This window comes from Streptomyces sp. NPDC026206 (assembly GCF_040638465.1).
Classification (GTDB): Bacteria; Actinomycetota; Actinomycetes; order Streptomycetales; family Streptomycetaceae; genus Streptomyces.
On the sequence record NZ_JBEZYL010000010.1, the window covers coordinates 117,997 to 136,712 of the forward strand.

General features: G+C 73.9%; 19 protein-coding genes. 8 read left to right on the forward strand and 11 right to left on the reverse strand.

The genetic code is table 11. From position 1 onward, the window contains the following. Nucleotides 1-54 precede the first annotated feature (54 nt). From AB0F13_RS16765 to AB0F13_RS16780, 4 genes are read left to right on the forward strand one after another with little or no spacing between them, the layout of a single operon-like run. Nucleotides 55-1,110, forward strand: a complete 1,056-nt coding sequence (locus AB0F13_RS16765) for a phosphatidylinositol-specific phospholipase C domain-containing protein (RefSeq protein WP_362081873.1) — start codon at nt 55-57, stop codon at nt 1,108-1,110. A gap of 35 nt (nt 1,111-1,145) precedes the next feature. Beyond that, entirely contained in the window at nt 1,146-1,715 is a 570-nt protein-coding gene (locus AB0F13_RS16770; RefSeq protein ID WP_362081876.1) for a hypothetical protein, read from the forward strand. After that, entirely contained in the window at nt 1,708-2,895 is a 1,188-nt protein-coding gene (locus AB0F13_RS16775) for an MAB_1171c family putative transporter (protein ID WP_362081879.1), read from the forward strand. Before AB0F13_RS16770 ends, AB0F13_RS16775 begins: the two co-directional genes overlap by 8 nt. Then, a complete protein-coding gene (locus tag AB0F13_RS16780; protein ID WP_362081882.1) occupies nt 2,892-4,106 on the forward strand; it encodes a cytochrome P450 in 1,215 nt (404 codons plus the stop codon). The genes AB0F13_RS16775 and AB0F13_RS16780 overlap by 4 nt, the downstream gene beginning before the upstream one ends. Nucleotides 4,107-4,110: 4 nt before the next feature. Here AB0F13_RS16780 and AB0F13_RS16785 read toward each other — a convergent pair whose 3' ends face one another. The 9 genes from AB0F13_RS16785 to AB0F13_RS16825 all read right to left on the reverse strand — a co-directional run bounded on the left by AB0F13_RS16785 (nt 4,111) and on the right by AB0F13_RS16825 (nt 13,114). Next, nucleotides 4,111-4,326 carry a dodecin gene (locus AB0F13_RS16785; protein WP_362081885.1) on the reverse strand — a complete coding sequence of 72 codons (216 nt, stop codon included), beginning with the start codon at nt 4,324-4,326 and terminating at the stop codon, nt 4,111-4,113. 165 nt (nt 4,327-4,491) lie between these two features. After that, nucleotides 4,492-5,463: an L-histidine N(alpha)-methyltransferase gene (gene egtD, locus AB0F13_RS16790; protein WP_362081888.1), complete on the reverse strand. Its 972-nt coding sequence runs from the start codon at nt 5,461-5,463 to the stop codon at nt 4,492-4,494. Continuing rightward, nucleotides 5,460-6,254: an ergothioneine biosynthesis protein EgtC gene (gene egtC / locus AB0F13_RS16795; RefSeq protein ID WP_362081891.1), complete on the reverse strand. Its 795-nt coding sequence runs from the start codon at nt 6,252-6,254 to the stop codon at nt 5,460-5,462. The genes egtD and egtC overlap by 4 nt, the downstream gene beginning before the upstream one ends. Then, on the reverse strand, nt 6,254-7,579 hold the full coding sequence (gene egtB / locus AB0F13_RS16800; RefSeq protein ID WP_362081894.1) for an ergothioneine biosynthesis protein EgtB: 1,326 nt from the start codon (nt 7,577-7,579) through the stop codon (nt 6,254-6,256). Before egtB ends, egtC begins: the two co-directional genes overlap by 1 nt. Then, nucleotides 7,576-8,856, reverse strand: a complete 1,281-nt coding sequence (egtA, locus tag AB0F13_RS16805) for an ergothioneine biosynthesis glutamate--cysteine ligase EgtA (protein WP_362081897.1) — start codon at nt 8,854-8,856, stop codon at nt 7,576-7,578. The genes egtB and egtA overlap by 4 nt, the downstream gene beginning before the upstream one ends. Nucleotides 8,857-9,171: 315 nt before the next feature. After that, entirely contained in the window at nt 9,172-9,927 is a 756-nt protein-coding gene (locus AB0F13_RS16810; protein ID WP_362081900.1) for a hypothetical protein, read from the reverse strand. 30 nt (nt 9,928-9,957) lie between these two features. Beyond that, the gene (locus tag AB0F13_RS16815; protein ID WP_362081903.1) at nt 9,958-10,461 is read right to left on the reverse strand and encodes a hypothetical protein; all 504 of its coding nucleotides are present in this window, start codon (nt 10,459-10,461) and stop codon (nt 9,958-9,960) included. A gap of 245 nt (nt 10,462-10,706) precedes the next feature. Beyond that, a complete protein-coding gene (locus tag AB0F13_RS16820) occupies nt 10,707-11,471 on the reverse strand; it encodes a crotonase/enoyl-CoA hydratase family protein (RefSeq protein WP_362081905.1) in 765 nt (254 codons plus the stop codon). Beyond that, nucleotides 11,468-13,114, reverse strand: a complete 1,647-nt coding sequence (locus AB0F13_RS16825) for an acyl-CoA dehydrogenase family protein (protein ID WP_362082104.1) — start codon at nt 13,112-13,114, stop codon at nt 11,468-11,470. Before AB0F13_RS16825 ends, AB0F13_RS16820 begins: the two co-directional genes overlap by 4 nt. Before the next feature lie 85 nt (nt 13,115-13,199). Here AB0F13_RS16825 and AB0F13_RS16830 point away from each other — a divergent pair, with 85 nt between their 5' ends. The 4 genes from AB0F13_RS16830 (at nt 13,200) to AB0F13_RS16845 (ending at nt 16,895) form a co-directional block, all read left to right on the forward strand. Further along, on the forward strand, nt 13,200-13,970 hold the full coding sequence (locus AB0F13_RS16830; protein WP_362081908.1) for a PaaX domain-containing protein, C- domain protein: 771 nt from the start codon (nt 13,200-13,202) through the stop codon (nt 13,968-13,970). Between the two features lie 153 nt (nt 13,971-14,123). Beyond that, nucleotides 14,124-14,828, forward strand: coding sequence for a response regulator transcription factor (locus AB0F13_RS16835; protein ID WP_362081911.1), 705 nt, complete (start codon nt 14,124-14,126; stop codon nt 14,826-14,828). 16 nt (nt 14,829-14,844) lie between these two features. Further along, nucleotides 14,845-16,347 (forward strand): ATP-binding protein, encoded by a 1,503-nt coding sequence (locus AB0F13_RS16840; protein WP_362081914.1) that lies wholly within the window; start codon nt 14,845-14,847, stop codon nt 16,345-16,347. After that, nucleotides 16,344-16,895 carry a hypothetical protein gene (locus tag AB0F13_RS16845; RefSeq protein ID WP_362081917.1) on the forward strand — a complete coding sequence of 184 codons (552 nt, stop codon included), beginning with the start codon at nt 16,344-16,346 and terminating at the stop codon, nt 16,893-16,895. The genes AB0F13_RS16840 and AB0F13_RS16845 overlap by 4 nt, the downstream gene beginning before the upstream one ends. Nucleotides 16,896-17,064: 169 nt before the next feature. Here AB0F13_RS16845 and AB0F13_RS16850 read toward each other — a convergent pair whose 3' ends face one another. Next, nucleotides 17,065-17,571, reverse strand: coding sequence for a MarR family transcriptional regulator (locus AB0F13_RS16850; RefSeq protein WP_362081920.1), 507 nt, complete (start codon nt 17,569-17,571; stop codon nt 17,065-17,067). Nucleotides 17,572-17,653: 82 nt separating this feature from the next. Next, a complete protein-coding gene (locus AB0F13_RS16855; protein WP_362081924.1) occupies nt 17,654-18,709 on the reverse strand; it encodes an FUSC family protein in 1,056 nt (351 codons plus the stop codon). Nucleotides 18,710-18,716 lie beyond the last annotated feature (7 nt).

The window sequence follows — 18,716 nt, forward strand, 5'->3', positions numbered from 1 at the left end:
ACCTGCTCATCGTTGAAAACAGCGGTGACAGCACAAGTGAGAGTGGTGGGGGCCATGCGCACGGCCATACGCACGGGAATGACCGCGGTCGCGGCGGCAGCCGCACTGGCCGTGCCGGCCGCCGCCCCGGCGGGAGCGGCGGCGCCCGCCGCCTCCGCTCCCTCTCCTTCGTATGCCGCCACGACGTCGGTAGGGGTGCACAACGCCTACGAACAGGCCAAGTACCCCTACTTCGCCGACGCCCTGGACTCCGGCGCCTCCCTCCTGGAACTCGACGTCTGGTCCAACGGCTTCGGCGGCCGCTCCTTCCGCGTCTCCCACGCAAATCCGCTGCGCAACGACAACAACTGCGAAGGCGCCGGCTCACCGGCCGAACTGCGGACCGGGTCCCGCAACCAGCCCCTCGCCGGCTGCCTCGCCGACATCCGGGCCTGGCACGACGCCCACCCCGGCCACCGGCCCGTCCTGCTCAAGGTCGAGATGAAGGACGGCTTCAACGCCGACAGCGGCCGCGGCCCCGCCGAGTTCGACGCCCTGCTGACGAGCCGGCTCGGTGACGCCCTCTACCGCCCCGCCGACCTGCTGGGCGAGCACTCCACCCTGGACGAGGCCGTGCGCGCCGGGGGCTGGCCCGGCCGGTCCGCGATGGCGGGCAAGTTCATCGTGGAGCTCATCCCCGGCACGGTCGAGGAGCGCAACCCGGCCGACAGGCTCTGGACCGACCGCGAGTACGCCACCCACCTGCGCGACCTCGCCGCCGCCGGCCGCCTCGACCGGGCCGGCGCCTTCCCCGCCGTCCACGGCGCCGCACCCGGCGACCCGCGCACGCGCTACGCCGACGCCGCGATCCGCCCCTGGTTTGTCCTCTTCGACGGCGACGCCGCCACCTACCTCAAGGGCGGCATCGACACCGCCTGGTACGACAGCCGCCACTACCTCCTCGTCATGACGGACGCCCACAACGTCGCGCCCGCCATCGACATCACCCGCCCCACGGAGCCCCAGGCCCGCGAGCGTCTGGCCCTCCTGGCGCGCTCCCACGCCAGCTTCGCCACCGCCGACTGGTACCCGCTGCCGCAGGTGCTCTCGACAGTGGTCCCGCGCGGCTGATCCGGCGGACAGAGGCGGGCCGGGAGACGGTGATCGTGGTGCGATGGCGGCTCGGAGCGGGCGAGAGGCGCCCGGGAGGCATCCGCGAACAGTGCGAGGAGCGAGTACGGGCCCTGGGCCTGCCGGGCCGGGGCACCCTGACGATCGACGAGGTCTGCGCACACATCAGCCGGCTGCACGGCCGGCCCATCCACCTCATCCCCCTCGACCTGCCGCTCGGCAGCCCCGACGGGCTGTGGGTCTCCGCGGACGCCCAGGACTACGTGGTCTTCGAACAGCGCCTCGCCCCCGTCCACCAGCACCAGGTGATCCTCCACGAGATCGGCCACGTCGTCTGCGATCACGACGCGGCACCCGTGATGACGCCCGATTCCTCCCGGCTCCTGCTGCCCTCCCTCGACCCCGACATGGTGCGCAGAGTCCTCGGCCGCGAACACGAGCACTCCGACGTCGAACTCGAAGCCGAACTCGTCGGCTCCCTCATCGGCCGCCAGATCAGCACGTGGACGGCACAGCGGACCTGGGCGGTGCCGCCCGAGGCCCGGGAACTGGCCGCCCGGCTCGCCGCCCTGGAGTCCCCGACCCACCGAGGGAGAAATGAATAGCGTCCTCTACCCGGTCTGCGCCGTGGTGGCGTTACTGGCATTGCTCTACAAGACGCGCGTCCTGCGTACCGACCGGTCGCCCGCACAGCTGGCACTGACGGGGAACTTTCTCCTGCTCTGGATCACCTACACGGTCTCCACTCCCGCCGTCTGGGTGGCCGTCAGCAAGACCGTGGGCATCGTCAACTTCTCCGGACTGCTCACCCAGAGCTGCGTGGTCCTCATGTCCGGGTGCCAGCAACTGGTCCTGCTGCACCTCACCCACGACCGGGCCACCGCCTGGCGCAAGGCGGCCCCCCGCCTGATCGGGCTCGCCCTGGTCCTCGCCACGATGGTCAGCCTGTTCTCGGCAGCCACCGTCCAGCGGGAAGCCCCGAACGACTTCGCCCTGTCCAAGGCCCAGTACTACCCCGCGTACATCGTCGTCTACCTCCTCGCCTACACGGCCAACCAGATCGACGTCGGCATCCTGGGATGGCGCTACGCCAAGGTCGCCCCCACGCCGTGGCTGCGCCGCGGACTCCTCCTGATCGCCCTCACCCTGCCGTTCGCCCTGGTCTACAGCGGCTGCCGCGCCGCCGACGTCGTCGCCGGGCAGTTCGGTACCGACGGACGCGCCTGGGAGCCGGTCGCCCAGATCGCCGTCACCATCGCCACCCTCACCAAGACCGCCGGCTGGACGCTTCCCGACTGGGGACGCCACCTCAGCACCCTGGGGGAGTGGATCAGGGACCGTCTCGCCTACCGCGAGCTTGCCTCCCTCCACCGCCGGGTCACCGCCCTGGTGCCAGAGCCCGTGATCCCGCTGGACCCCCACGCGGACCTGCGCACCCGGCTCTACCGCACGGTGGTGGAGATCCGCGACGCCCAGTGGTCCCTGCGGACCTGGATGGACCCCGCCGTGGCCGGGGCCGCCCGCCTGCGGGCCGAGGCCGCCGGTCTCGCGGACGACGACGTGGCCGCCACGATCGAGGCGGCCCAGCTCCGAGCCGCCCTCCGGGCGAAGGCCGCAGGGCGGCGGCCGGTCGAACACACGCACACCCCGCGGGTCGCCGAGCCGGGCGACCTCGTCGCCGAACTGGCCTTCCAGCGGAAGCTGGCCCGCGCGTTCCACAGCTCCCCCCTCGTCACCGCCGCCGTCGCGGACACCACGAACCCCCGGACCGAGGAAGCAGCATGACCGAGCCGGCCCCGTCGCACACCCTCCCCATGCCGTTCGACGCGGCGTTCTTCGACGACCCGTACGCGGTGTACGCGCGGCTGCGCCCAGCGGCCCCCGTGCACCACGTCAGCACCCCCGACGGCGCCGCGATATGGCTGGTGCTGCGCGAGACGGACGTCCGCGCGGGGCTGACCGACCCGAGGCTGTCGGTCGACAAGGCCCACTCCCGCAGCGGCTACAAGGGCTTCACCCTGCCGCCGGCCCTGGACGCCAACCTGCTCAACATCGGCCCGGCCGACCACCTGCGGCTGCGCCGCCTGGTCTCCAAGGCGTTCACCCCGCGCCGCATCGAGGACCTGCGCGGGCGCGTACAGGTCGCGGCCGATCACCTCGCCGACGGACTCGCCGCCCGCGGCGGCACGGCCGACCTCGTCGAGCACTACGCCAACCCCCTGCCCCTGATCGTCATCGGCGACCTGCTGGGCGTACCCGAGGACAGCCGCCGCCCGTTCTCCGCCTGGGCGGGCTCGATGTTCGACCCCTCCCACCCCGGGCAGGTCGCGGAGAGCGTCGGCCACATCCACCGCTTCCTCCTCGACCTGGTCGCCACCCGGCGCGCCGCCCCCGGGAAGGACCTGCTGTCGGCGATGATCACCGCCCGCGACGAGGGGGACCGGCTCAGCGAGGACGAACTGGTCTCTCTCGCCTTCCTCATCCTGCTCGCGGGCAGCGAGAACACCCAGCACCTCATCACCAACGGCCTGCTGACCCTGCTCGGCCATCCCCGCCAGTTCGAGGAGGTGCGTGCCGACCCGGCCCTCCTGCCGGCCGCGGCCGAGGAGATCCTGCGCCATGCCCATCCCAACCAGTGGGCCATCCGCCGGTTTCCCACGGAGGACCTGGACATCGGCGGCGTCCGCGTTCCGGCCGGCGACACCGTGATGCTCGGCATCGCCTCGGCCAACCGCGACCCCGGCCGCTACCCCGGTCCGGACGCGTTCGACATCCACCGCGAGGACAAGCAGCACCTCTCGCTCGGCCAGGGCATGCACTACTGCCTCGGGGCGCCGCTCGCCCGCATGGAGACCGAGATCGCTCTCGGCACCCTCATGCGGCGCTTTCCGCGCATCGGCCTCGCCACCGCGCCGCAGGAGCTGCGGTGGCGTGCCTCGTTCCGCTCCCACGCCCTGAAGGCCCTCCCGGTTGCCGTCGGCCCGGCACGGCCCTGAGAGGTCAGTCGCCTTCCTCCAGCCGGAACCCGACCTTCAGACCCACCTGGTAGTGACCGATCTCGCCTTGGTCGAAGTGCCCTCTGATCTGCGTGATCTCGAACCAATCGAGGTTCCGGAGCGTTTGTGAGGCACGCGCGAGACCGTTACGGATGGCCTCGTCCACGCCCTCCGGGGACGACCCGACGATCTCGGTCACGCGGTAGGTGTGGTTCGTCATGGGTGCTTCTCCAGGCGAGTGGACGGCCTTGACCCCCTCACCGTGCCCCACCTTCCGCGCGGGCGCGAGGCGGGGGCGGCACGAGGGCTACGGCACGACCGTCACCGGCCACCGGCCCGCCTTCGCCAGGCGCACCGCCACCGAGCCCCTTCGGCGACAAGGAGGCTAACCAACGAGCCCCGGTACGGACAGGGACAGGGCGAACCGCCCCTCCTCGTCCGTCCACCAGTGGGTGAGTTCCAGACCGGCCGCCGCCAGCTCCCGCCGTACGCCCTCGTGGCGGAACTTCGCGGAGACCTCGGTCCGCAGCTCCTCGCCCGCCTCGAAGTGCACGGCCAGATCCAGCGCGGTGATCTTGGCCACCACGGGCGTACGGGCCCGCAGCCGCATCTCGATCCATTCGCGTCGCGCGTCCCACAGGGCGACGTGGTCGAAGTCGGCGGGGTCGAAGTCGGCGCCGAGCTCGCGGTTGATGACGGCCAGGACGTTCTTGTTGAAGGCGGCCGTGACCCCCCGGGCGTCGTCGTAGGCGGGCACGAGCACCTGCTCGTCCTTGACCAGGTCGGTGCCCAGCAGCAGCGCGTCGCCGGGTGCGAGCCCGGAGCGCAGGCCCGCGAGGAAGGTCGCGCGCTCGGGCGGCAGCAGGTTGCCGATCGTGCCGCCGAGGAAGGCGATCAGGCGCGGCCCGGGGACCTCGGGCAGTGTGAGCCCGTACTGGAAGTCGGCGACGAGGGCGTGCACGGTCAGCGCCGGGTGCTCGGCGAGCAGCGTCCGCGCGGCGCCGGAGAGCGCGCTCTCGCTGACGTCCACGGGAACGTAGGCCTCCAGCTCCCGCAGCGCCCGGATCAGGTGGCGCGTCTTGTCCGAGGAGCCCGAGCCCAACTCGACGAGCGTGCGGGCGCCGGTGGCCCCGGCGATGTCACCGGCGCGGGCGATGAGGATCTCGCGCTCGGCACGGGTGGGGTAGTACTCGGGCAGCGAGGTGATCTCGTCGAACAGCTCACTGCCGCGGGCGTCGTAGAACCACTTCGGGGGGAGTTCCTTGGGCGAGCGGGTCAGGCCTTCGGCCACGTCCGCCCGCAGGGCGGCGGCGGTCGCGTCGAGGGGGAGGGTGCGGGTGAGGACGAACGGGCTCACAGAACGGGCTCCTTGAGCGGAAGGCGCGGCGAACGCGAGGACTGCGGGGCGAGTGGGGACAGGGTGACGCCGGTGCGGTCGGCTCTGAGCAGCGTGCGGTCGGGGACCTCGGCCCAGCGGGAATCGTCGTCGTACGGCTCGGACGCCACGACCGTCCGGCCCCTGCCGGTGCCGGCGAGATACCAGAGCGAGTCCCCCCACGCCGTGGCGGCGACGGCTGCCCCGTTGGTGAGGAGCAGATTGAGCCGTGAGCCCGGCGCGGCCTGCGCCAGCGTCGTCACCGCCCCGGCCAGCGCCCGCCCCAGGGTCTCGCCGCGCAGCAGCCGCTGCTCCACCAGTGCCCAGACGAACGCCGAGTCGCACCGGGCGGCGAGCCGCAGCAGCGCGCCCGGCGGCAGCAGCGCGGCGAGCGGGGCCGCCGAGCCGGGCCAGCCGGCCAGCGCGCCGTTGTGGCTGAACAGCCAGCGGCCGGCTGCGAAGGGGGCCGCCGCGGCCTCGGCGTCCGCGCCCGCGAGGGTCGCGTCCCGCACCGCGGCCAGCAGCGCCCGGGTCCGTACGACCCGGGCGAGATCGGCGAACGACTCGTCCCCCCATATCGGCCCGGCCCGCCGGTAGCGCGCGGGCAGGGGGTCACCGGGCGCGTACCAGCCGACGCCGAAGCCGTCGGCGTTGACCGTGCCGTGCCTCATGTGGCGCGGCGCCCACGACTGGCGGAGCAGGGAGTACGGGGGTTCGACGAGGCTCTCGCCGAGCGGGGCGGTGGGGCCCAGCACCGCGATATGACGGCACATCAGGAAGGTTCCGCGTCACGTGCCGTACGGAAACCGGAGAAGATCTGCCGGCGGACCGGCAGATCCCAGTTGCGGAACGTCCCCCGGCAGGCCACCGGGTCGACGGCGAAGCAGCCGCCGCGCAGCACCTTGTAGCGGTCGCCGAAGAACACCTCCGAATACTCCCGGTAGGGGAAGGCCCGGAAGCCCGGGTACGGCAGGAAGTCGCTGGACGTCCACTCCCACACGTCACCCATCAGCTGCCGCACCCCCAGCGGTGAGGCGCCCCGCGCATAGGCGCCCACCGGCGCCGGCCGCAGATGCCGCTGGCCGAGGTTGGCGTGGTCGGGGCCGGGGTCCTCGTCGCCCCACGGATAGCGCATCGAACGGCCCGTAGCCGGGTCGTGGCGGGCGGCCTTCTCCCACTCGGCCTCCGTCGGCAGCCGCCGCCCCGCCCATGCCGCGTAGGCCCCGGCCTCGTACCAGCTCACGTGCAGCACGGGCTCGGCCGGCGGTACGGGCTCCACGACCCCGAACCGCCGCCGCACCCAGACGCTGCCCTCGCGGCGCCAGAACAGCGGCGCCGCCAGCCCGTGGCGGCGCACCTGCTCCCAGCCCTCCGGGTGCCACCAGCGCGGGTCGTCGTAGCCGCCGTCCTCGATGAACAGCTGATACGCGCCGTTGCTCACCGGCAGGGTGTCGATGAAGAACGAGGGCACGAAGCGGGGGTGGGCGGGCCGCTCGTTGTCCAGCGCCCAGGGCTCGGTGGAGGTCCCCATCGTGAAGGGGCCACCGCGCACCAGCACTTCCGGGGGCATCAGGGCCGCATCCGGCGCCGGCGGCGGCTCGGGGGCGGTGAGCGCCGCCGGGCCGCTGCGCAGCTGGTGAGTGATGAGCATGGTCTCGTCGTGCTGCTGCTCGTGCTGGGCGACCATGCCGAAGGCGAAGCTGTCCTCCACCAGCGGCCCGCCCCCGGCCACCGGGGCGCTGTCCAGGACGTCCAGCACCCGGCCGCGCACCTCCGCGACGTACCCCCGCGCCTCCCCGGGCGACAGCAGGGGCAGTGTCGGCCGCTCGGCGCGGGAGTGCTCGAAGGCGTCGTACACGGAGTCGATCCCGGGCCGCAGCGCCTCGTGCCCGGCCACGGCACGCAGGAGCCACAGCTCCTCCTGGTTGCCGATGTGCGCGAGGTCCCACACCAGCGGGGACATCAGCGGCGAGTGCTGGGTGGTCAGTTCGCGCTCGTCGGCAAAGGCGGTGAGGGCGCGGGTGCGCTCGCGGGCGGTGAGCAGGGCGCTCGCGGCGCGCTCCCGCAGGACGACGGGATCCGGCCCGGCCGCGCTCATGGCCGGCCCCCCTGCCGGGTGACCTCGTCGAGCAGATCGTCGGCGGGGCACCGGCCGCGGTCGATGTAGCGGGCGGTGAACTCGTCCACGGCGTCGAGGACCCGTATCTGCGCGCCCAGCCGGGGCAGCGCTTCACGGGCCGCGGCGAAGCAGGCCACGGCGGCGGCGTGCAGTTCGGGGTCGGCCATGCCGTGCCGGGCCGCCCTGCGCCAGAGCGGATTGCGCGGCGGGGGCTGCGGGCCGGGCGTGTCCGCCAGTGCCTTCACCGCGCGGAAGGCGGCCTCCGCCGCCGAGGGGTCGTCGAACAGCGCGGCGGTCACCGCCAGCGGCACGATCCAGCCGTCCTCCCCGTACTGCGCGTCGATCATGCGCAGTTCCAGGTGGCCGCGCGGCCTTATGGGCGGGAACAGCGTGGTCAGGTGGTAGGCCACGTCGTCGGCGGTCACCGGCCGTGGCCGGCCGGTGCGGGCCCACTGGCGCAGGGCCAGGCCCTGCTGCACCGCCCACGGTTCCCTCTCGGACCGTACGAACATCACGTTCGCGTTCAGCGCGTACGCCGCCCAGGCCGCCCGCAGATCGCGGTTGCCGACCGGGGCCAGGGTGCGGCCGGGATCCATCCGCGCGTAACAGGCCTGCCGGCTGGAGCGCCAGCCGCTGGGCCGGCCCAGGTGCAGCGGGGAATTGGCGAACGCGGCGGAGAGCACCGCGCCCACCAGGTGCGCGAGCCGCCAGCGCTGCGCGTACCCCAGCGGTCCGGGCTCCTCGTACCCCGCGTCCACGCAGACCTGCACCGACGCCGTGCGGCACATGACGTTGCGCCCGGCGCCGTTGATCCGGTCGTAGTAGGTCTCCATCGCGTTGTAGCGGGCCTCACCGCGGACGCGGGGAGGTTCGTACCACGGCTCCTTGCCGTAGCCCGCCAGGGCCAGGCCCAGCTCGCGCAGCTCGGCGCGGGCGAGGGCGAGATCGGCGGTGACCTCCTCCACACAGGCGGTGAGGGAGCCGGCGGGCTGCGAGCTGAACTCCAGCTGGCCCCCGGGTTCGACGGTGAACAACGACCGCAGCGGCAGCGCTCCCACCCGGTCGGCGGCGGCCGCCAGACGGTGGGGGGCGACGGGGCGGGTGCGGTCGTGCAGATCGTGCACGAGCCATTCCAGTTCGACACCGAGAAGGCGGGGCGGCCCGGTCTTGAAGCAGATGCCGCGAACGAACGCGTCGGCTTCCGATTCGCCGACCGGCCTGGTGAGGCCTTCCCTGTCAGCAAAGCAGTCGGTCACGCTTGCTACCTCCCGTCCGTTGCTCCGTACCCCCAAAACACCGGCAGCAGTCGGGTGCGCCGGGGAACGGACCGTGAACCGGTCATTCTGCGGTCCCCCGGGGGACCGCGCCCGGGGAACGCGGAGAGCGTGGTGGCAGGGCGCCACCGTGGCGGCGCCGACGGTGACCGTGCGGGCGGCGGCCCCCGGCGACTGACCGGAAAACATGCCTCCGCACCGCACTCATGGTCACCCGGACATTGTGACGGGGCCTCGATGCGCCCGCCAGGGGAGGATGGACGAACGAGTGCGGTCGCCCGCCCGGTCAGACGCCGGTCAGACGCCGAACAGATCGCTGAACGCGCCCGTGGAATCCGCCACCGCGTGCCCGAAGGGCGAGTTGAAGTCCCAGATCAGGAAGAGGAGGAAGGCGATCAGCGCGCTGTAGATCCCGGCCAGCATGAGCTCGCGCGGCGAACGCCTGATCTGCAGCGTGAAGATCAGCCCCACCGCGACCAGTGCCCCTCCGATCAGCCCGAACCACACCACACCCGGCATCGTCGGACCGGCGGCCCGGGCCCGCGCGTTGCGCGCCGCGTCCGCCGCACCGACCTGGTCCAGCAGCGGCTGGTACGACTGGCCCTCGTGGTCGTCGCCCGGCTTGTACGACGTGAGGTCCGCCCGCACCTTGTCCAGCAGCCGGGTGCCCTTGTCGGTGAGTTCACCCGTCTCCAGCATGACGGGCCACTCCGTCCTGACCACATGACTGACATAGGCGTTGACGTCCTCGCGCGTGCGGTCCCGGGCGGCCGGCGCGTACGCCTGGACCCGTTCGGTCACCTCGTGCAGGGCCTGCGCCTCCGCCCGGACGGTGTCCTGCGCGGAATTGCGCCCCTCCCAGACGCCGGCGATGGCCAGGCCCAGGACGATGGCGTAGACCACGCCGACCATCATGGTCATGTACTCGATGACATCGGGGGTCTCGGACGGGTCGTCGTCATCGCTGATCCTGCGCTGCCGCAGCACGGTGATGGACAGGACGACCGCGCACGCGGCGAGCATGGCGAGGACCAGAACCAGCCACTCGGACAAGGGGAACCTCCAGAGGCGGTGATGCGGGGGTCAGCGGCTGCGGCTGCCGGAGCGCGGGCGCAGCAGTGCGGCGGCGAGCACGGCGGGGGCGGTGAGCACCAGAGTGAGCATGACCAGCGAAGCGCCGCCCTTGGCCGGCTTGGTGACGCTCTGGTGGTACGCGCGGGGCATGACGTGCGACGTGGGCGGCGAGACGGTTGCCGGGACGAGGGAGGGTGGCGGGGCCGGAGCGGCCTCCAGGGGCAGCTGCGGCGCGCGGAGCGCTGCGGGCGGCGGTGTGGGGCGCGGCGACGCCGGGGCTGCGGCCCCGGGCGCCTTGGGCTCCGGCCCGGGCGGCCGCGGCGGCGTGTGCGTGGGCGGCGGCACAGGCGGCGGGGGAACCGGGGCAGAGGAGGGCGGTGGCGGCGGTGAGCACAGTGAGGCCGCGGCGAAGCTGTCGCCGTCCCCCGCGAACGCCGTCAGGCACCCGGGCCCGGCGCTCGCGACGGCTGTGGCGGGCCCGTCGGCGGTTCCCGCGTGCGTGCGGGCCGTCATGGAGGGCGTGCGTACCGTCAGGGACGGTGGGGCGCCGGGTGGTCCGCCGGGTGGTCCGTCGCCGGGCACGGGGCCGGCGCCCGCCGTCGCCAGTACGGCCACGAAGGCCACGCAACCCGCTCGTCCTGCCCGACGCCATCCGCTCACGACGGCGAGCTTGGGGGGCTCACGTCCCCGCGTGCGGGCTGCTTCGTCCTGTTTCGTTCGATGGGGTGAAAAAAGGACACGGTCGGGTGAGCGGCCGCTCACGGTTCGCTGAAGTCCCCGTGCCGTCCCGCGCCCGCGGCGAAGCGGGCCGCGCCCGCACCCGCTTCGGCCAAGGAGGCCAGCCCGTGGGCCAGTTCGGCCGCCATGGCCCGTCCTTCGGGAAGGCCCTCCTGCTCCAGCAGCGAGGCGCGGTCGCCCCGCAGGCACAGCTGCGGGAAGCGGGCGATCCGGGCCGCCAGCTCCTCGGCCGCCGCACGCGAACAGCCGGGCGGCACGAGGCGGTTGGCGAGTCCTGCTTCGTATGCCTCCCTCGCGGGCACCGGGCGGCCGGTGAGGACCATGTCCATGGCGCGGCTCATGCCGATCAGCCGGGGCAGCCGGACCGTGCCGCCGTCGATCAGGGGGACGCCCCAGCGGCGGCAGAAGACCCCGAAGACCGCGTCCTCCTCCACCACGCGCAGGTCGCACCAGAGCGCCAGCTCCAGGCCACCCGCCACCGCGTGGCCGCTCACCGCGGCGACGACCGGCTTCGACAGGCGCAGCCGTGTGGGGCCCATCGGCCCGTCGCCGCCGGGGGCGACCCGGTTGCCACGTCCGGTGCCGAAGGCCTTGAGGTCGGCGCCCGCGCAGAACGTGCCGCCCGCGCCCCACAGCACCGCCGCCCGCGCCCCGTCGTCCGCCTCGAACGCCCGGAACGCGTCGGCGAGCGCGGCGGCGGTGGGGCCGTCCACGGCGTTGCGGACGGCGGGCCGGGAGAGGACGACGGTGGTGACGGCGCCCCGGCGTTCGGAGCGCACGCTCACGGCGTGTCCTTGAGCAGCGCCCGGTCGAGGACCGGGCCGAGGTCCGTTCCGGTGGGCAGGGTGCCGAACGCCTGCCCCCAGTCCCCGCCGAGCCGCGAGGCGCAGAAGGCGTCCGCGACGGCGGTGGTGCTGTGGCGCACCAGCAGGCTGCCCTGGAGGACGAGCGTGAGCTGCTCGGCGACCCGGCGGGCGGCCAGCTGGGCGTGGTGCGGGTCGCCGAGCGTGCCGAGCAGCTCGCGCAGGCGCGCGGCGGCGGCGTCGAGCCGGGCGTCCGCCCCGGCCGCCAGGCCGACCTCCGCGAAGTAGGCGTCCACGGCGGCCGGTTCCCTGCGCAGCGCCCGCAGCACGTCCAGTGCCGCCACGTTGCCCGAGCCCTCCCAGATGGACAGCAGCGGCGCCTCCCGGTAGAGCCGGGGCATGCCGGACTCCTCGACGTAGCCGTTGCCGCCCAGGCATTCGAGGGCCTCGGCGGCGTGCGCGCTGCCGCGCTTGCAGACCCAGTACTTGCCGGCGGCCAGGCCCAGCCGCCGCAGCGCCGACTCGGAGGCGTCACCGGCCCCGGAGCGGTCGAGGGCCGCCGCGAGCCGCATCGCGAGCACGGTGGCGGCCTCGGACTCCACGGCGAGGTCGGCCAGGACGTTGCGCATGAGCGGCTGGTCGATCAGCTCGACGCCGAAGGCCCGGCGGTGGGCGGTGTGGTGCAGGGCCTGGCGCAGCCCGGCGCGCATGCCGGCCGCGGAGCCGATGACGCAGTCGAGCCGCGTCATGTTGACCATCTCGACGATCGTGCGCACCCCGCGCCCGGGTTCCCCCACGGGCCAGGCCACGGCCTGCTCGTACTCGATCTCCGCCGAGGCGTTGGAGCGGTTGCCGAGCTTGTCCTTCAACCGCTGCAGGCGCATCGCGTTGCGGGTCCCGTCGGGCAGGACGCGCGGCATCAGGAAGCAGGTCAGGCCCTCACCGGTCTGCGCCAGCAACAGGAAGACGTCGCTCATCGGCGCGGACGTGAACCACTTGTGGCCGGTGACGACGTACGAGCCGTCGCCGGCCGGTACCGCCGTCGTGGTGTTGGCCCGGACGTCCGAGCCGCCCTGCTTCTCTGTCATCGACATGCCCGCGATCAGGCCCTGCTTGCCGAGCGGCGGGCGCAGCCCGTAGTCGTACGTCCGGGACGCCAGCAACGGCTCGTAGCGGGCGGCCAGTGCGGGCTCGGCGCGCAGGGCGGGGACGGCCGCGTAGGTCATGGATACGGGGCAGCCGTGGCCGGGCTCGGCCTGGGCCCAGACGTAGAACTTCGCCGCCCGCACCAGGTGCGCGCCGGAGCGGGCCTCGGTCCAGGGCGCGGCGTGCTGGCCGCTCTCCACGGCCACGGTCATCAGATCGTGCCAGGCGGGGTGGAAGTCGACCTCGTCCACGCGGTGGCCGTACCGGTCGTGGGTGCGCAGCACGGGCGGGCTCGCCTCGGCCATCCGCGCCCAGTCCTGCACCTCCTGCGACCCGGCCCGGGCGCCCAGCTCACGGACCTCCGCCTCGCCCCAGGCTCCGCCGTCGCGGCGCAGGGCCTCCAGCAGGGCGGGGTCGTCGGCGGTGGAGAAACCGGTCAGGGGCGGGGCCTGGTTGAACACTTCGTGGGTGGCGCTCACGACGACCTCCGGGCGGGACACGAGCACGGCATTACAATTTCATAATGCGTGATGCAGGACTGTAATGGATAGGGTTTCGCCGGACATGGAAGACACCGCACCCCTCAAGGACACCGCCGCGCTGCGCCTGCGGCCGCTGACCGCGCGCTCGGTCGTGCTGTCCACCCTCCTCGGCCACCACCCGCCCGCGCTCCCCGCCCGCGCCCTGGTCCGCGTCGGCCAGCTCTTCGGCACCGCCGAGGGAACCGTGCGCACCGCCCTGACCCGCATGGTCGCCGCCGGTGACCTTGAGCAGCGCGACGGCACCTACCGGCTCACCGACCGGCTCCTGGCCCGCCAGGCCCGGCAGGACGACAGCCGCGCCCCGCGCACCCGCCCCTGGGCCGGCGGCTGGGAGATCGCCGTCGTCACCGGTGAGCGCCGCGCCGCCCCCGACCGGGCCGCCCTGCGCCAGGCCATGGCTGCCCTGCGCCTGGCCGAGCTCCGCGAGGGCTGCTGGCTGCGCCCGGCCAACCTCGTCCGGGACCGGCCGCCGGTGGTGACCGGCCAGTGCACCCTGCTCACCGGCGCCCCCGAGGGCGACCCGGCCGCGCTCGCCGCCGCCCTGTGGGACCTGGACGGGTGGGCACGGCACGCCCGCGCCCTGGAGGCGGCCCTGGAAGCCCTGCCGGAGGGCCCCGACCGCCTCGCCGAGCGCTTCACCGTCTCCGCGGCCGTACTGCGACACCTCCTCGCCGACCCGGTGCTGCCCCCGGCCCTGCTGCCGGCCGGCTGGCCGGGCGGGCGGCTGCGCTCGCGGTACGAGGCGTTCGACCGTGACTTCCGCGGGTTGCTGCTGCGGCACATCGGCGGCTAGCCCCGGGGCTGCGCTGCGCGGGAAGGGGCGGGCAGGGGAGGGCTCTGCCCGGCCTTCGCAGCCGCGCCCCGAATATGAGCACTCCGTGACAGTTCCACCGGTGGGCCCACCCCAAGGCGCGTCCACTCGCACCCACGACCGATACTGGTCCCCATGTCACGCGTGCTTCTCATCGAGGACGACCGGGCCGTACGGGATGGGGTCACCCTCACCCTGCGCCGCCGCGGCCACGAGGTCGAAGCCGCTGCCACCGGTGAGGCAGGGCTGACCGCCCTGGACAGCTTCCGGCCCGACCTCGTCCTCCTCGATCTGATGCTGCCCGACACGAGCGGCTTCGAGGTCTGCCGCCGCATCCGCGCCACCCAGCAGATCCCGATCATCATGCTCACCGCGCGCGGCGACGACATAGACGTCGTCCTCGGCCTGGAGGCCGGCGCCGACGACTACATCGTCAAGCCCGCCCGCGGCGAGGTCCTCGAAGCCCGCATCCGCGCCGTCCTGCGCCGCGCCGCGCCCGTCGACGGCGGCGGCCCGGACCCGGCCGTGGCCCAGGCAGCCGCCGAGGTCCACGGTGACCTGGCCATCGACCGCGCCGGCCTGCTCGTCTCCAAGAACGGCCAGGACCTGGCGCTCGCCCCCTCCGAGATGAAGCTGCTGCTGTACCTGTCCGCCACCCCGGGCCGCGTCTTCAGCCGCCAGCAACTCCTCGAACACGTCTGGGAGCACAGCTACCACGGTGATGCCCGGCTCGTGGACGCCTGCGTCATGCGGCTGCGCACCAAGGTCGAGGAGTCCACGCGCTCCCCGAAATACATCCAGACCGTGCGCGGCTTCGGCTACCGCTTCGGCCCCCTGTAGAACGAGCGGTACTGCTGTGAAACGACCGGTGCTGCGTCGCCCCACCGTGCGGCGCCCGGCCCTGCGCACCCTCGCGCGCGGGCTGCGCGCGAGGCTCGTCGTCGCGTTCTTGCTGGTCGCCGCGTTGAGCGCGCTCACCACGGCCGCGCTGACCTTCCGCGAGGCCCGCACGGCGATCCTCAAGCGCACCCAGGACACGGCCGTGAACGCCCTGCGCTCACAGGTCGACTCGCAGGTGCCCGACCTCCGCTTCCCGCCGCGCAACACCGATCTGCTGAAGTTCACCCAGGACCTCGGCCGGGCGGGACAGGCGCAGCGCTGGATCGTGCACGCCCGCTACAAGGACGGGCCCATGGTGCCGAACAACATCAAGGGGACCGTGGACACCCACCTGCCGTCCGGAGTGCGCGACAAGGTCCGCGGAGGCATCGCCGCCTTCCAGCGCCTGGACGTCGACGGCTCCCCCTGGCTCGTGATCGGCCTGCCGGTCGCCTACCGGGACGACGCCGGGCAGATGTCCGGCCTGGAGGTCTACGCCCAGGTGCCGCTGCGCCAGGACGAGGCCAATGTCCGGGCACTGGTCGAGGCGGCGCAGAGCGGGGCCCTGCCGGCCATCGCGCTGGCCGTGGTGCCCGCCCTGATCGCCGCGCGCGGAGTGCTCAGGCCCGTACGGGAACTGCGCCGGGCCACCCAGCAGATCACCGAGGGCGAGCTGGACACCCGCCTGAAGGTGACCGGACGCGACGAGCTCGCCGACCTCTCGCGCACGTTCAACGACATGGCGGCCGCCCTGGAGAAGAACGTGGCGGAGCTGCGCCGCATGGAGGCGAATTCCCGCCGCTTCGCCGCCGACGTCTCGCACGAGCTGCGGACCCCGCTGGCCGCGATGACCGCCGTCGTCGACGTCCTCGACGAGGACGCCGCCACGCTCGACCCCGACACCGCCTACGCGGTCCGGCTGATCAGCGAGGAGACCGGCAAGCTCGCCCGCATGGTCGAGGACCTGATGGAGATATCCCGCTTCGACGCCGGCGCCGCCGCCCTGCACCTTGACGAGGTCGACGTCGCCGAAACCGTCCGCAAGACCCTGCAGGCGCGCGGCTGGCAGGAGAAGGTGACGGCCGACCTGCCCGAGGACGTACGGGCGCGGCTGGACCCGCGCCGCATCGACGTCGTGGTCGCGAACCTCGTCGGCAACGCCCTGCGCCACGGCGGTGAGCCGGTGAGCGTCGCCGTGCGGGTGGCAGGGCCCGGGGACGGGGCGGCCGAGCCGCGGTTGCTGATCGAGATCGCCGATCGCGGTGAGGGCATCGACCCCGACGTGCTGCCGCACGTCTTCGACCGGTTCTTCAAGGCCGACGCCGCCCGGGTCCGCTCCGAGGGCAGCGGCCTCGGCCTCGCCATCACCCTGGAGAACGTACGCCTGCACGACGGTACGGTCCGGGCCGCCAACGGCCCCGGGGGAGGAGCGGTGTTCACCGTCGACCTCCCGCTGCGGCGAGGAGGCGAGGAGGCGTGAACGTACGACGCGTCGTGGCCGCGGTGGTCCTGTCCGGAGCGCTCGCCGGCGTCCTGGCCGGCTGCGGCGTGGAGCCGACCGGGGTCATCGAGGTGGGCCGGCCCGCCCAGGGCGCCAAGCGCCCGGGCGTCCCGGTGAAGGAGGCCCGGCTCTACTTCGGCTACCCCGGAGGCCTGCAGGCGGTGTCCCGTCCGGCCGGGGGAGAGGTGAGCGCCGAGGAGGCCGTGCCGCTGCTGCTGGCCGGGCCCAACGAGCCCGAGAGGATCCGCGGGCTCTACTCCGAGCTGCCGAGGTTCGGCGGGCGGATCGAGGTCGTCACCGGCCAGGGCACCGTCACCATCCAGCTGCCGCTGGACGTCACCCGCCTCTCGCCGACCGCCCGCAGCCAACTCGTGTGCACCGCCGCCCACAACGGGGTGCCCGGCGACCTGCCGGCCGAAGAGGTCAAGGTGGTCCTTTCCGGCGGCGGCAAGAAGCTGGCCGACCAGACCTGCGACAACAAGTACATCGCGCCCGTGGTCATTCCGCCCGCCTCACCCGCGGCCTGACGGGTGCCGGGCGCGGGCGAGGCGGCCGGCAGCTCGCTGCCCGCGACGTTCTCGTAGTGCGCGTGGGGCCGCGACGGCGGGAACGCGGCGTGCGGTTCCCGGTGCGCCACGGACGTGGCACATCGGCGTGCGGGGCGGACCGGGGGATCCGCCCTGTGCGAGGTGGTGGTCAGGGCTGGAGGCCGCCGAGTCGTCCCTCGAGGAGTACGAGCAGCTCCGCCAGGGTGCCCGCGAGCTCGTCCTGACGGTCCTTGCCCAGCCCCGCCAGCAACGCCTGCTCGTAGCCGAGCTGGAGCGGGATCAGCCGGTCGATGAGCTCCTCGCCGGCGTGGGTGAGGGAGAGGTGGGCGACCCGCCGGTCCCGGTCGTCGGGCCGCCGGGCGACCAGCTCCCGCCCTTCCAGGACCCGCAGCCGCTTGGTGACGGCCGCCCCGGAGGCGAACGTCTCCCGGGCGATCTGCCCCGGGGTCAGCTCCCGTCCCGTACGCCGCAGGGTGCCCAGGATGTCGAACTCCGCCCGCGTCAGCCCCTCCCGCACCAGCGGGGCGTCCGTCGCCTGCTGCAGCAGGGCGGCACAGCGGTTGAGCCTGCCGATCACGGCCATCGGCGCGGTGTCGAGTCCCGGGTGGACCTGCTGCCACTGGCGCAGCACGCGCGCGACGATGTCCTCGGCCACAGTGTCGGTCCTCTCCAGTCGGTGCTCTCCGTAGATTCTGCCGTGACCGGTTCCGCGGGGCCCCACTGGAGTACGCGCCCCGCTACCCGGCCGCCACAGGGGAGGTGTCCCGCCCCGCGAGCGCGGCCAGGACCCATCGGCCCTCGTCCTCCTCCCGGGCCACCCGGTCCCGCGGCAGAGGGCGCTGCCACCACTCGCCGGCCGCGGCGTCGGCGGCCTCGCGCAACTCTCCCAGGGCGGCCGCGAGCCGGTCCCGCGCGGTGCGGGCCGCCTCGTCGCCGGGATGTGCCGAACCGGGCAGGGCCGATGCGGTGGTACGCGCGGCTGCGGCGCGGGTGAGTGCGGCCTCGATCCGGTCCGCCGCGCGCCGGTTGGTCACCAGCGCGCAGACCGGCAGGCCGGTCGTGACGCCGACGAGCGTGTCGGTCCAGCGGTCGGCGACGAGCCCGCCTGCCGGGTGCGTCCCGGCGAACTCGCCCAGCAGCAGGGCCATCGGCGTCACGCACATGCTGCCCAGCCAGTAGTTGCGGGCCATGACGGCCTCGGCGCCGATCTGCAGGACGAGGGTGACCAGCACCAGCGCGATCTCACCCGTCCGGGTGAGGGGCAGCAGTGCGGTGAAGAGCAGCAGGCCCAGGAGGTTGCCGAGCGCCCGCTGCACCGCCCGCTGCCAGGAGAGGGTGGTGTTGGCCTGGAAGACCGCGGCGGCGGTGACGACCGCCCAGTACGGGTGGGCGCTGCCGAGCGCGAGCGAGGCCCAGCCGGCGAGGGTGGCGCCGACCGCGACGCGGGCGCCGACGGGCACCAGGGGCGAGCCGGGGCGCAGCCGTGCCCGCACACCGGGAACGGGCCGGGGTTCCGGCACCGGGGCCCTGCGGGCGCAGCAGCGCGGGGGCCATGCAGACGAGCCGGGCCAGTGCGCCGGAGGCCGCGACGAGACCGAGGCGGGACGGGACTCGCCGAGGCGCTGGGGCACGAAGAACGCGGTCGACGAGACGAAGGTGAGCACGATGCTGCCGGGCGGCCCGGTCCTCGCCGCGTCGCACAGCACCTTCTGGGCCGCCGCCACCAGCGAGGCGAACAGGACCAGCAGTGGGGCACAGGCGATGAGGGAAGCGCTGACCAGTGCCGCACCCATGCCGGCG

Excerpts from the sequence above, each read along its gene's own strand:
- AB0F13_RS16765 (WP_362081873.1), top strand. The coding sequence starts at position 55 with ATGCGCACGGCCATACGCACGGGAATGACCGCGGTCGCGGCGGCAGCC.
- AB0F13_RS16785 (WP_362081885.1), bottom strand. The coding sequence starts at position 4,326 with ATGACGAACCACACCTACCGCGTGACCGAGATCGTCGGGTCGTCCCCG.
- AB0F13_RS16815 (WP_362081903.1), bottom strand. The coding sequence starts at position 10,461 with ATGACGGCCCGCACGCACGCGGGAACCGCCGACGGGCCCGCCACAGCC.
- egtB (WP_362081894.1), bottom strand. The coding sequence starts at position 7,579 with ATGAGCGCGGCCGGGCCGGATCCCGTCGTCCTGCGGGAGCGCGCCGCG.
- egtC (WP_362081891.1), bottom strand. The coding sequence starts at position 6,254 with ATGTGCCGTCATATCGCGGTGCTGGGCCCCACCGCCCCGCTCGGCGAG.
- AB0F13_RS16855 (WP_362081924.1), bottom strand. The coding sequence starts at position 18,709 with ATGGGTGCGGCACTGGTCAGCGCTTCCCTCATCGCCTGTGCCCCACTG.
- AB0F13_RS16775 (WP_362081879.1), top strand. The coding sequence starts at position 1,708 with ATGAATAGCGTCCTCTACCCGGTCTGCGCCGTGGTGGCGTTACTGGCA.
- AB0F13_RS16830 (WP_362081908.1), top strand. The coding sequence starts at position 13,200 with ATGGAAGACACCGCACCCCTCAAGGACACCGCCGCGCTGCGCCTGCGG.
- AB0F13_RS16835 (WP_362081911.1), top strand. The coding sequence starts at position 14,124 with ATGTCACGCGTGCTTCTCATCGAGGACGACCGGGCCGTACGGGATGGG.
- AB0F13_RS16780 (WP_362081882.1), top strand. The coding sequence starts at position 2,892 with ATGACCGAGCCGGCCCCGTCGCACACCCTCCCCATGCCGTTCGACGCG.